Below are 14,203 nucleotides of genomic sequence, written 5' to 3'. Positions count from 1 at the left end.
ATTAAGATAATGGCAACTCCAATTTCGGCTCCTCTTATATCGGTAATTTTTTATCTAATTAAAATCATCACAAAGAATTATAATTTTTATAATATCAATAGGTTTCGATTACTCATTCAGGATATTACTCTCATGTCAGATAAGCTAATAGATACATGGATTGAATTTCATAATGCAACATCCGAAGATCAAAAAGAACAACTTTTTATTGAATTTTTCAATATATTTCATTCATCAGATTTTTGGCTTGTGAGTTCCCTTGCAGAAGACAGTGATGGCTACTCATTTTCGATAAAGGAAGATCCTGAATTTCATTTCAGACCTTATATAATCGCTTATCTTTCTGAAGAAAATCCTGCTTCATGGCTTAACGCAGAATCTATCGACAATAATCCTGAAAACCTTCATCAGTTCCGTGCTGAACATTTGTATTATCTTGTTAGCGAATTTCAATGCGATCTTGTTATTCACAACGGTTATAATTACATTATCTTTGATCAAAACACACTGACACATCTGAAAAATTCGGCACAAAATGTAAATGGCATATCAGAGGGAAAAAACGAAACATATCTACCTAATAACCCTCAGCCTTTTTCCATCTCTGATTGGGGCATGATATTAGGTGCTCCCTATTCCTGCTTCAATGGATGGAGCTGCAATGATTATTCTCCAGAAAAGGATGATGCTGGTTTATCATCAGCTTGGGGTATTGAAAATCGTCATGATTTAGTTTTCCAGTTATTTAGTCTGCTCGTAAACGGACATGCTGCCGATTATTACAACATGCGGGATAAGCTGAGTGAATTATCAAAACCGGAATTCGATGAAATTCTGGCAGGTATTCAGCAAAGTGATATAAGTTCATCCGATAAGCAAGAAACCATTTGGCGTTATACCATGATGTATAACAATGAAAACGATATTCAGAATATCCAATATTTATCCTGGGACTATGTTCGTTTCAGTATGTTGTGCCTGAATGGATGCAAACTACAATATATCACGGAGCAGGAAGCAAAAAACTGGACACTCATGCTCGCCCCGTTGTTACGAATGGTTTATAGCGGATGGGATGATCTATGGTACAACTTCACGCTCACGCGCTGGTTTTGGGCATCAACTGATGAAGATTGGGCTGAGTGCCAGTCTGAATACATCGATATTATCCGTGCACTACTGAATGACCAAGATAGCCCAACAATTTCTATCGATTGGAATAGCGATTTACCGCCAATCGAAACCCATTCATTTGCTCAAGCACTGACCGAAGTGTTAACCGAACAAAATCCTGATGCTGAAGTTGATTTTAATGAAGTGCATGAAACCATTAGATCACAAGTTAGGGCTGATGAGTCATAAGTCGTAAAAAATATGATCAAGTATTAAGATCTGTTGACGTTTTATAAGAAATTATCTCTATGCCCAATGGATTTCAAGATGCAGTACGATGGCAAGCGAATGAATCCCCAGAAGCATAGCTAACTATGTAACTGGGGTGAATGAGCATAACCAACAAAGCTGCAACTTGAAAGACGGCGGGTATATACGTATATACCCGCCAATCCTTAACTGTTATTAGGTAAGCTAATTAATAATCGGTCATTCGATATGATAAGAACCCTGTTTGAAAGAAAATCATCACCTAATAAGTCATCAAAATCTATCCGCTTATCAGGATCTATCTTGTCATCAGAAAGAGAAAAGATAAATGCAGAGAGCTTAACACCGTCAGGTGTTACAATGGTTTGCTTCTGGCACAGACTGTGTAAAAACCGTGATTTCATCCAACAAACATCGATTTGGGTTGCATTTAAGCAACCCGATTAGCGCTCATCACATTCACAATGTTTTGATGCAGATTGGTGGCTTGTAATATGAAGTCATTTAAAAGCAGCGTGCCTTGAGCGTTTGGGGCAGATTTTTGGTGAAACTAAGCTTACTTTATCACTTAGCTCAGACTGATGGCCGCCATCAAACCGACAGTTCCCAGTAGGGTCATCATACGTTTCAGGTTGTAAGAAAGAACACTGAGGCTGATTTCAGTGCTCACATTTTTGAGGCGTTTAGTCAAAAAGTGAGTCGCTCCCATCCACATTTTTATCGTGCCAAACGGATGCTCAACACTCTGTTTCCTTATCACCGGGAATTCCGGATTCTCATCCAACCGTTTTTGCATGTCATCAATAATCGATTCATGTATCCATCGTCTTATGCGACGGGGACCTTTCTTTGATGTTGTGCATTGAGATCGGATTGGACATTTATTGCACGCTAAATTGTTGAAGTAAACATCCAGTTCTACACCTTTCTCCATGACCCTCATTCGCTTTTGTAACCTTTTACCCGCCGGACAAATGTATACATCACTGCCGTTGTCGTACTTGAAGAGAGACTTGTTAAAAATGCCTTTGCTCTCCGAACCTGAAATGTCAATTTGTGGCACATTCGCCGTGATGCCTTGATCATGCGCGTCTTTGATATCATTTCGACTGAAGTAGCCTTTGTCGGCTAACACTGTAATAGATTTCTTCCCCAAAACCTTTTGGACTTGCTCGGCAACTAATGTCAGTTGACCTCGGTCTGTTGTCATGACGATGTCGTGGCAAACGATGAGATGGTGCTTTGTATCGACCGCCGTTTGCACGTTGTAGCAGACTTGTCTTTCCATGTGGTGTGTTTTCATCAAGCGGGCATCAGGATCCGTCTGTGATATCTGTTTGTCCGGATGCTCATTAACTTGTTTTTCGAGTGCTTTTAGCTCAACTAAGCGCTGCTTTAGCCATGCTAATTTCGATGCTGCGACGGTCGGATCAGACTCTTTTTCGTTCTCATCTTTGACATCCATCTGGATTAAATATTTCTCGATACTTTTTTCAACTCGCTCGATATGAAACTGCACTTTACTGGGGGTGTAGTTTTTGGATTTATTATTGACGGCTTTGAATTTACTACCATCAATAGCGAACACGGCATCTTCAAACATGTTGAGTTGTCGGCATAACTCGACGAATTTACGGCAAACGTTTTTAATTCCCTTACCATTATCCTTTCTGAAGTTTGCAATCGTTTTGAAGTCGGGAGATAAACGTTCAAGCAGCCACATTAACTCGACATTGCGGTTGCATTCCTTCTCCAGCCGTCGCGATGATTGAATTCGATTTAAATAACCGTAAATGTAGAGCTTGAGCATCAGGGCAGGGTGATATCCAGGACGGCCAGTTGACTTGGGATTCACGCTTTCAAAACCTAAGTCGAGTAAATCTAGATGTTCAACAAAGACATCAATAACTCGCACTGGGTTATCTTCGCTAACAAAGTCGTCCATGAGTTCTGGAAAGAGCGTGGATTGATGCCTTGATTGACCAGTAATATGGTGAGACATGCCAGAATCTCCATGATTATGCTTACCAATCTGATGATACTGGACTTGGCTTTGAAATTGGATCGGTAGCTAAGACCAATTGATCATAAGTACATCGTACTGAGACCAAAAGGTGCTCAAGGGTTTTTACACAGTCTGTGCAGGATGAAGATAAAGCAGCACACCCTTTTTTTGAGCGCGTGAACAACATTGTATGACTTGCACCCGTATCAATAATCATACGGTTTATCTTCTTATTGCCAGATAATACGCTAATTTCTATTCCGTTCCTTGTGCGGGTAAACGGGATAGATTGCCAGCGGTAACCATCAGGAAGTGCTTTAAGATGGTCGGTTATCGTCAGCATCTTTGAAGCGTAATCAATAATAAGCGTTTTGTTTTTAGCGACGCCCAACCCTAACACTCCACCGATGATAAGTTTCCCATTGTTGTCGAACATGCCGTTTCCCCACGGTTTGAAGACTTCAACGTCAACATCCGAAAGGCGTTCACCATTAACAGTGATATTAGCAGCTCTTGCCACTACAGTAGACTTCTGAACGCCAAAAGCATCAACGGAATTTGCGGTTTCTGTGTGATGATTACTCGCAGTAAAAATCGAATCAAAGACGGATTGAGGGAGATAAAAGGCACCGGATGCCCCGGTATCAATTGAGAGCCTGTTCACCTCTTTACCATTGATATTGAGCGACACCGAAGGGGTTACATGCTCAAGATAAACAATCGGTGCGGTAATATCGGCCTTTACTGCTTCAGCGGGAATGACCGTAAGACACAGCACTGCGCACGCACTCAGAACTTTATTCATACTCAGAAACTCCGATGTTTTTTGCGATCAGAAGTAGAGGTGTCATTTTCCTTCTTCAAGTCAGTTGCTCCGGTATGCAATACCAAGGGGATGATGCCAGTGCCTTCTGTATGGACTGTTTTTGAGCCCGAACAACTTTGATTGAGTATTCAGAAAATTAGAAAAAAATAAATTCATTGAAGACATATGGCTTGTTTAACCTTAAAATTAATTTCACAAAGAAATTAACACGACATTAAAATGTTCTTAAGGAAGAGAATATAATCATGAAACAAGTCACTATCACCGCCTTAATTTTTTCTCATACGTCTGTCACATCGGTCGCTATGCCGATTGAAATTCTCACCATTGCCGCCAATGCTATTGGCGGCCCGGTTCCCCATGTCAGCCTTATTTACCCCGCCAATAAAGGGATGAACAGCGCAACAGGCCTGTTTATCGGCTCCAAATCGCCTTGCTACAATAATTCTCTCCATTCCGGTCAGCAACCCGATATCATTCTGGTGGGATCTCTGGGCTTTCCTGAATGGGAACCCCGCCACTGCTCACAGAAAATCATTAAGTGGCTCAAGGAGATGGATGAAAAGCATGTTCCTATTGTGTCAATATGCTCAGGCACATTCATGCTTGCCGAAGCGGGATTACTGAAAACAAGCGCAACAATTCATCCTCACTTTGCCAATGACTTCAAAAACCAATTTCCTCATATTCCACTTTATACTGACAAAAAAATCATCTGCGACAATCATCGTTTTTGCATTTCCAGCGCCTATGAGTGCGGAAGTTGTATGTTGAATATTGTTGAGTTGATTTATGGACAATATGCCAGAGAACAGTGTGCAAAATTCCTTTTTGGCGAAGATGACAGCAACATTTCGTCTGATTCCATCAATTTTGCGCCTTATCGCCAACATACTGATTCACTGATCCACAAGTTGCAGGATTGGATGCACGCTTCCCCCTCTGAAATTTTATCTGTTGCTGATTTAGCCAGTAAAATTCATCTTTGTGAACGCCAAATGAAACGCCGTTTTAAAATTGCGACAGGAAAAACCCCCATCCAATATATCCAGCAGCTCCGCTTGTCACAGGCAAAATACTGGCTGGAAAAATCCCATAAAACTATCGAAGAAATCAGCCATGAAGTCGGTTATGAAGACACCCGCTATTTCAGAGAATTATTTAAACGCTGTAACGGATTGACACCAAAAGAATATCGTCAGAAATATCATTAAAGTATATCCAATCAATTTCGAGATAGATGTTTTTTTGTAATCCAACATTGCACTCTGCAAATAATCAGCAAAACTAATAAATGGTACATTTAACTATCATATTATTAACTGGTTTCTGGAGGTGAATTCCATGCTAAAACGAAAATATCTGACCCAACCTGAGATTGAAACGTTACTTAATGAGCTAGAGAATCATGCACATGCTGAACGAAATATCTGCATGATGTTTATGGGATTTATACACGGATTCAGGGTATCTGAGCTGCTTAGCCTCAAGATCTCTGATGTGGATTTGGACAGCCGAAGCTTACAAGTTCAACGGTTAAAAAACGGTTTTTCCACCATTCACCCCTTAGTTGCTCGTGAAGTCCAGCTAATACGTTATTGGTTGGCTAAAAGAAAAAATTATTTGCCTAAAAACCCGTTGGATCAGAAAACACAAATTGCTGGAGAACCTAATTGGCTCTTTTTATCCCGTGGGGGTCAGCGTATGTCGCGCCAACAGGTATATCAAATCATCCGAAAAACCAGCCAAAAAGCTAAATTGTCGATTTGCGCGAATCCGCACATGTTGAGACATGCCTGTGGTTATGCTCTTGCAGACAATGGGGTAGATACACGCTTGATTCAAGACTATTTAGGCCATCGAAATATTCGTCACACAGTGCGCTACACAGCGAGTAATGCGGGTCGGTTTGAGACAATCTGGGATGCGAAAGGAAAACGAAAACAGTTGACAATTAGTACCAAACTGTCAAGTCACCTAAAACAGCTATATTTAAACCTAGTTTATTTTCTCCCACCTTTACAAAAATCATTCTAGTTTATTGATTAACAAACATAAAATTTTCCTTACTTTTTATTACTCCTAACGATACCTTCCATTTTATTTCCTGTTGTTTTTTCTATCAATTTTTCCAAATCTACTTGATATTCCATTTCGAAAGAGTAATCCGCTGCATAAATCAATCTATGATGGTTATTTTGTCTATCATTTTCGTTTCTTTAGATAAATCGTTGCTAGTTGACAGTTTGGTACTAATTGTCAACTAAGCCTGTGGATAGAAACACCGCTCCGGGATGAGTCAATGGAACCAGCGTTTGGTGACGCTGGCAAGAATGTGGTTGATTCTGAAGGTTGATAAAATATGCTTAAAAAACAAGACAAGCAGTGGACGGATAAACAGCGCTATCGGCTGAAACAGGTGGCGTGGATCAATATTTTTGCCCAGATTGCCTTTCCCGTCGCAGGGGCTTTCATCCCTGTGGTCAGCGCCCAAACGCCGGCCGTGGCACAGGAATCCCGGCCACATATGCAAACCGAACCCTACCGTCTGACCGCCGGAGAAAGTATTAAATCCGTCGCCAAGCGCCATGGACTGACCGTTACCGCGCTGAAAAAACTCAATCAGTTGCGCACGTTCAGTAAACCCTTTGCCAACCTCGGAGCGGGCGATGAAATTGATATCCCTAAAGCCGTAGCTCCGCTGGCGGACAGCCTAAGAGCCGCTCTCTCCAGCACACCTGAAAGCAATACCTCACAAAGCAGCACCGAACGCTGGCTGGCCAGTACCGCTTCCCGCGCCGCCGGGATGCTGAAAAGCGGCGATATTGTGAACAGCACAAAAAATCAACTGCGCGGAATGGCCCTGAGTGAAGCCAACCAAACACTGCAAAACTGGCTGCAACGTTACGGCACGGTCAAGTTACAGGCCAATGTGGATGACCGCGGACGTTTGGACGGCAGCCAGTTTGATATGCTGCTGCCGCTGTATGACACCGAAAAACATCTGGCTTTTACCCAGTTTGGCCTGCGCCATATTGACAGCCGCACCACCGCCAACGTGGGGATCGGCCAGCGCCATTTTCTTGATGCCGCCATGTTCGGCTATAACGCCTTCCTTGACCATGATATCACCCGTGACCACACCCGATTTGGGCTGGGTGCTGAATATGCCCGTGATTTTATGCGCTTCGGTGCCAACGGCTACTTCCGCGCCAGCGGCTGGAAAGACGGCAAGAAACTGAAAGATTATGATGAACGGCCGGCCAACGGTTTTGACCTGCGTGCCGAAGGTTATCTGCCGTCCTACCCGCAACTGGGCGGCAAACTGATCTATGAACAGTACTTCGGGAATGAAGTCGGTTTGCTGAGCGAAGAGCGCCGGCAGAAAAACCCATCCGCCTTTACTCTCGGAGCCAATTATACCCCGATCCCGCTGGTGACACTGGGGCTTGATCGCAAGCAGAGTGCAGCCGGTGGCGGCGAAACCCTGTTTAACCTCGGCCTCAACTATGAAATTGGTACCCCGTGGTCACGGCAGATTAACCCCGATGTGGTGGCCTTTAAGCGCAGCCTGCAAGGCGGCCGTTATGATTTGGTCGATCGCAATAACCAAATCGTGCTGGAATACCGCAAGAAAGAGTTGATCCGTCTGATAATGGAAAACCGGATCAGCGGACGCGGGGGTGCTGCCATTCCCCTTAATTTGCACGTCAAGACCAAGTACGGCCTGAAAGAAATCGTCTGGGATACCGCGAATCTGGTGGCAGGTGGCGGCAAGCTGGAAAAACTGGGAACCCAGCCGTTGCACGGCGAAGCCGGTGATCTGTACAAAAGCACGGCGGAACCGGTGCGGGGTGACACCCGCTATTTACTGACTCTGCCACCGTTCCATGACACCGGCAACAACACCTACACCCTGTCCGGTACTGCCTATGACACACAAGGTAATGCCTCTGAGCGGATAGACACCCAGATACAGGTGCTCTCCTCCGCTGTCAACCCGGCCGGCTCCGGCTTTGAACCCGCCGAAAAATCCATGTTGGCCGACGGTAAAACCCAGACCGTTATCCGCCTGAAACTGACAGACAAAGACGGCAAGCCGGTAACCGGAGCGGCGGGCAATATCAAGCTGGCCGAAGATAGAACCCAACTGACCGGTGGCGGCAACGATCCGGTATTGGGTACCGATGTCAAGGAAGTACCAGCAGGCAGCGGGATTTATGAGATCACCGCCACTGCGGGTACTAAGCACGGTAAATGGAAAATCACGCCCACGGTGGACGGTCATGAATTGACACCAACAGTCATCGATTTTGGTGATTCACTGGCAAACATGATCGATACCGACAAGACCGAATTTAAACCGGAAAATGGCAACCTGAATAAGGAAGGTGACAGTACCGAAATCGTCCTCAACCTGAAAGACAAGGATGGCAAGCCCATCACCGGCGCGGCAGATAAAATCACACTGGTTGATGACAAAAATGAGCTGTACGGCCAGAACCCCAACCCGACACTCAGTGCAGTACGGGAAGATCCGGCGGGCAGCGGGATTTATAAAGCCAAAGTGACCGCCGGCCAGAAAAAAGGGACATGGAAAATCACCCCGACCGTGGACGGCAAAGAGCTGAAACCCACCACGGTCACCTTTGGTCAGTCTCTGACGGACATTATCGATACCCGCAGCTCGGCGTTCACACCAGCCACCAACGTTCTCGCCGCAGACAACGAAGACAGCACCATCATGACGCTTCAGCTTAAGGATAAAGCCGGCAAGCCGATCCCGAATGCCAAAGACAGTATCACGTTTGAAGACAACAGCGATCAACTGACCGGCACCGGCAAAAACAAACCGACCATCGATAAGGTGTGGGAAGAGCCGGCCAACAGCGGGATTTACAAGGTGAAAGTGAAAGCTGGCGACAAAACCGGAGCCTGGAAAATCACCACCAAGATTGACGGCACGCCGCTGGACACCCCGACAGAAATCACCTTCGGCACCTCAAAGGCCGACTTGTTTGATCCCGATAAATCTGAATTTATTCCCGAAAAAGGCGAACTGCCCCATAGCGGCGATACCACGGTCATTAAACTGAACCTGAAAGACATCAACGGGCATCCCATCACTGGAGCCGAGAACAGCATCAACCTGATCCCGGATAACCATGAGTTGTACGGTCAGGGCGAACTGCCCTCCTATGGCAAAGCCAAAGAAGTGCCGCCTGGTAACGGGATTTATGAGGTTCCTGTTACCGCCGGGGCAAAAAAAGGTAAATGGACGCTGACGCCGGAAGTGTTCGGTAAGCAGATGAAACGTTCAGCTACGATTAACTTTGGGCAAACGCTGGCAGAGGTGTTAGATCCTACCGGCTCCACCGTTGAACCGGCCGATGGCAGTAACGCGCTGGCTGCTGATGGTGTCTCCACCAAGACTTTACGCGTGACGCTGAAAGATAAACAGGGCAAACCGCTGACTGGTGCCAAAGACAGCATCAAGGTCACAGGATCAGGTCAGTTGCAGGGACAGGGCAAAGATCCGCAGATAGGGGAAGTAAAAGAAGTGGCGGACGGAGTATATGAAGTTATCGTCACCGCAGGCCTAAAAACAGGTAACTGGACGCTGACCACCACCGTGGATGGCACAGACATGAAACAGGACACCGTGATTGAGTTTGATGAAAACAAAGCTCCGCGGGTTACCGGTTTGCAACTGAATGGGGTTTTGCATGTCAACAGTACTTTGCGTGCCCTTTACACGTTTGAAGCCAAAGACGGCAATACCACTGACCGCTCATTCTATGTCTGGGGCGAAAAAGGCACCACGGCGAAACGGGTTGTTGCGCTGGCAGATGCTGCTGGAGTAAAAGAACCGATAGAACTGGTACAGAAAAACGGTGAAGGCCGGGTGGCCGTCGGCGTAGCTGATCAGGACAAAGTGACGTATACCATTGAACGCAGCGACTCCGGTAAGGTACTGGAAGTGTCAGTACTGGCCACTAACGACGCGAACCTGCGGGCCACCAATCCGGCCACGGTCGATATCAATGACCCGAAAGCCAATGCCGGCCTGAGCGGCGGGAACGACAAAGGCGGCGTGGCCGATCCAGATGCCAAACCCAGCATCGACAAAATTGTCCTGAGCGGGGATTTGGAAATCAATAAGCCCCTTAAGGCTATCTACACCTTTAATGGTAACGGCGGGGATGCCACGGACAATTCTCAGTTTGTCTGGTATGAAAAAGGTACTCCAGTAGCAGAGGCTGATTATCAGGCCGTACCGGACAAAACCGGCACCCTAGTCAAACAACTGACGCAGGCAGATTCAGGAAAAACCCTGGCAATCACCGTTAAACCCATTAACGGAAACAACGAAGCGGGTGATCCCAAAACGGTCGATATCAGCATGACGGATCCCAATATCAACCAAACCGCATCCAAAGGGGCAAAACCGGGCACCATTCTTGATCCTGAGGCAAAACCCTCTATTGATAACCTGCTACTGGAAGGCAAACTGTACCGCAATGAAATCCTGACATCCAAGTATGAATTTAATCCCAATAACGGAGATGCCACAGATAATTCCACCTATGTCTGGAAACGTTTAAGGCCGGAGGCTAAAGACGGAGGACCAAGAGAAAACGTGCAGGATCCTGAAGCCAATGGCACGGTTGATGGCAGAAAAATCCCGAGTGGTGCTATCCCATCTTACACTCTGGATAAGGATGATAACGGCAGACTGCTGGAAATCACCATCACACCGAAAAATAGTCTGGGGAAAGTCGGAACCGATGTCGTGATAAATACGAGCCAAGACCATACACTTATCGGAGGAACCCCTGAGGGAGCCGTCATTGACCCAAACAAGGGGCCTACCATTGAAGGGTTGGCAATTAACGGTACGCTGAACATGGGGAAATCGCTGACAGGTTCGTACATCTTTAAGAAAAATGATAAGGACGATGTGGATAATTCCGTGTTTCTCTGGGGTATTAAATATCCGGACTCCGGTGATCCCACAGCTCCGACATCACCAGAAAAAAGGATCTCCGATTTGCTTGACGACCCTAATCATCAAATCAAAACGGGTGCGAGTGGAACGGTGCCACCTTATACTCTGAAGCCCGAAGACAGTGGCCAGGTTATCCAGTTGGCTATGGTTCCCCGCAGTCCGCTTAAATCGAATAATAAAATGATGATTGGTGAGTCAGTGGCGACGGATACCAAGCAGGAAACTCAAAAAGGTAATATAACAGGAGGTAATCCGGATGGCACTGTGAAAGGCATTGCAGATGACTTCACGATAACCTCAGATATACCAGAAAAAGATGCCGATGGTACACCGGCTATTATAGTTAAAAAGACTGCTCCTGATCCCATTAAGTTCACCATCAATACCACAGATACGGGTGGCAAATCTGTTGGTGGTGTACCTGTAATCATTAAAATGACTGCAATCAATCGTCAGAAAAAATCTGACACAGTCACAGTGAAATTGGAGCCAAAAGAAGGAGTATTGACGGGTAACGCGGATAGTTACAGCGGTTACACGAACGAAAAAGGTAATCTGGTTATTAATGTCACTGACCCTAATGGGATTGGGACACGGACAACATTGTCGATAACAGTGAATGACGATGCCAAACTTCCGACTCAAACAAAGGATGTTATTTTTACGGTGATAACCAGTCCTGATACACCACTGGCGAATTATTGGGGGCATATGGAGGATTTTATTTCTATTCATGGAATAAAATACTCACGACCTCAATTAGAGGCTGAAGTAAATAGTGAAGAAAATTCAAATTTATACAACGAATTTTGGGGAAGAGCACAATGGATTACAGTGAAAAATTACTGTAATAAATTAGGGGAATTACCCACTAGAGATCAACTAATGGATATACCTAATACCTATCCAAATGGGGCTCTTTACAACAACTATGGATGGCCTATTGATTCTCAAAAATTTTGGACATGGTCATCTAGTTGGTGGAGTCTAGGTCAAGGTAAAGATAATAGTATAGCAATTGTAGATATGGAAACTGGTTTAGAGGGGACTTCACGTAGCCACAGCGACAGCGGTGGCGGTAGTTACTTCGTTATTTGTCACATTAAAAATTAGGGCTTTCATTCATATTTTAAAAGCTACTAATTAATAAACAGTAAAGCAAGCCCTGAAAACTGTATATTCAACGAGTAAGGGCTTTATTTTCCCTCTTAACAATATGCTACTACTTAGATTTTTCTATAGTGCACTTATTGGGCGAATCCAAGATCCATAGAAAAATCTATGGCTTACCTAATAACTATATCGATTCAATCATTAGTGCCTACAAATGAAACGCAATCAAGCGACTTTAAGTCACTTAATTGTATTGAGCTCGATTAAGAATGGGATAAATAATCACCTCATTGGAATTGTGGCAAATAATTCAAGACTGGCGTGGCCCATTGGCTGGCAGTATGGAAAACGCAGAGAATCCTAACTGTTCCACCTGTTACGTCATAAGCTAAAACATAATAACGATGAATAACCAACGCTATTGTCGGATTACCTAATACAATATATTCACGAATTTTTTCCTGTCAGCGCAGGCTGATTGATAACGTCCATATAAATTTCATTTTTTAGCCAGTTTCTCTCGGATTTTAGTACGCCATGCCACTGCGTTAGCTTTAACTTCTTCCGCTAAGATTAAATTTCCGGCATCAGAATCATCAGTGCCAATTTGAACTTGTTCGCGAAGAGTACAAATTTTAATCAAAATAGACTCTCTATGCTTGAGATATACCCACAAAACACAGTTGCACTTAATTTATAGATAGACTAATCTGTCTAAAACAATGCTATCAGGTTAAGTAATCATCAGTAAGGGCAATAAATGGCAAGAAACTTCCTCCCTCTTCTTGGCTTTTGTTTTTCCATGTTCATTTTTAATACAAATGCGCAGTCATCCCAAGAACAGATGCGTGTCTCAACCACAACGATGCAAGCAGTCCCCTACACGCCTTCGATAAATATATTGGGGTCTGTCGTGGCAAGGAATGAGATTGTGATAAGCCCCGCGCTGACCCAACTTGTCATCACTGATGTTCTGGTCGAAGAAGGCGACTATGTAAAGCAAGGTGATGTCCTGGCTACGCTGGAAACGCCAATTCAAGATGAAAAAGTCAAAAGCGCTAAGGCGGAGCTGGAGAAAGCACTGGCATTGGTTAAGCAAAATGAAGCCATGAATAATCGGGCCCAGTCTGAAATTAAACGCGCAAAACCGCTGAGCAATACAGGGGTGATTTCTGCCAGTGAATTTGAAAAATTCAAAATGGAAGCAGATTCATCATTATCGGCCTTAAATGCGGCAAAAGCAGAATACCGACAGTTACAGGCGCAATTGCAAGAGGAAAAAACCCAGCGGGCAAAAACGACTATTCTTGCGCCAAAAGAAGGGACTATCAGTGAACGTGTCGCCATGACAGGTATGATTACCAGTGATAATTATCTGTTTAAGCTGATTGAGAATAATCAATATGAATTCTCAGCCGAGGCCTATGTTTCTGACTTAAAACAGATACAAACAGGCTTACCCACAGATATTTCCCTCATTCAGGGGGATAAAATAACCGGCAAGGTCAGATATATATCACCGAAAATTGATCCTATTACCCAAATAGGAAAAATAAGAGTGACTATTGAAAAGAGTCCCAAGGATATCAAGCTGGGCGATTTTGGCTATGCCTTTTTTCAATTAAAACCAGAAAAAGTCAATGCTATTCCTTATAGTGCAGTCACTATAAGCGATAAAAATAAAGCGAGCATTTATGTTGTCAATAAAAATAATGCTGTCGAAAAAAAGCAAATTATTATAGGGCGTGTTTTTGATAACTGGATTGAAGTCAAATCAGGTTTAACATCAAACGATAAAGTTGTTGCTTCTGCATCTCCATTCCTACAAGAAATGGATACTGTTTCCATGATATCACAGGAAAAATAA

7 protein-coding genes are annotated in these 14,203 nt (G+C 44.3%); 5 read left to right on the top strand and 2 right to left on the bottom strand.

Annotated elements, in window-relative coordinates; translation table 11 throughout:
• The first annotated feature begins 9 nt into the window (after positions 1 to 9).
• A complete protein-coding gene (locus Xhom_RS08365; RefSeq protein WP_084023104.1) occupies positions 10 to 1,362 on the top strand; it encodes a DUF1266 domain-containing protein in 1,353 nt (450 codons plus the stop codon).
• 589 nt (positions 1,363 to 1,951) lie between these two features.
• Here the strand turns inward: Xhom_RS08365 and Xhom_RS08355 are convergent.
• Positions 1,952 to 3,385, bottom strand: coding sequence for an IS1182 family transposase (locus Xhom_RS08355; RefSeq protein ID WP_069316546.1), 1,434 nt, complete (start codon positions 3,383 to 3,385; stop codon positions 1,952 to 1,954).
• A gap of 22 nt (positions 3,386 to 3,407) precedes the next feature.
• Positions 3,408 to 4,193: an aspartyl protease family protein gene (locus Xhom_RS08350; RefSeq protein WP_084023106.1), complete on the bottom strand. Its 786-nt coding sequence runs from the start codon at positions 4,191 to 4,193 to the stop codon at positions 3,408 to 3,410.
• A gap of 266 nt (positions 4,194 to 4,459) precedes the next feature.
• Here Xhom_RS08350 and Xhom_RS08345 point away from each other — a divergent pair, with 266 nt between their 5' ends.
• The 4 genes from Xhom_RS08345 to Xhom_RS08330 all read left to right on the top strand — a co-directional run bounded on the left by Xhom_RS08345 (position 4,460) and on the right by Xhom_RS08330 (position 14,203).
• Positions 4,460 to 5,428, top strand: a complete 969-nt coding sequence (locus Xhom_RS08345) for a GlxA family transcriptional regulator (protein WP_069316547.1) — start codon at positions 4,460 to 4,462, stop codon at positions 5,426 to 5,428.
• A gap of 130 nt (positions 5,429 to 5,558) precedes the next feature.
• On the top strand, positions 5,559 to 6,251 hold the full coding sequence (locus tag Xhom_RS08340; RefSeq protein WP_069316548.1) for a tyrosine-type DNA invertase: 693 nt from the start codon (positions 5,559 to 5,561) through the stop codon (positions 6,249 to 6,251).
• A 325-nt stretch (positions 6,252 to 6,576) separates the two neighbouring features.
• Complete coding sequence (locus Xhom_RS08335; protein WP_069316549.1) at positions 6,577 to 12,336, top strand: inverse autotransporter beta domain-containing protein; 5,760 nt, start codon at positions 6,577 to 6,579, stop codon at positions 12,334 to 12,336.
• A gap of 760 nt (positions 12,337 to 13,096) precedes the next feature.
• On the top strand, positions 13,097 to 14,203 hold the full coding sequence (locus Xhom_RS08330; protein ID WP_084023108.1) for an efflux RND transporter periplasmic adaptor subunit: 1,107 nt from the start codon (positions 13,097 to 13,099) through the stop codon (positions 14,201 to 14,203).

Source organism: Xenorhabdus hominickii, from assembly GCF_002632725.1.
Classification (GTDB): domain Bacteria; phylum Pseudomonadota; class Gammaproteobacteria; order Enterobacterales; family Enterobacteriaceae; genus Xenorhabdus; species Xenorhabdus hominickii.
Note: the sequence above shows the minus strand (reverse complement) of the source record. Positions and strands in the feature narration are given on the sequence as shown.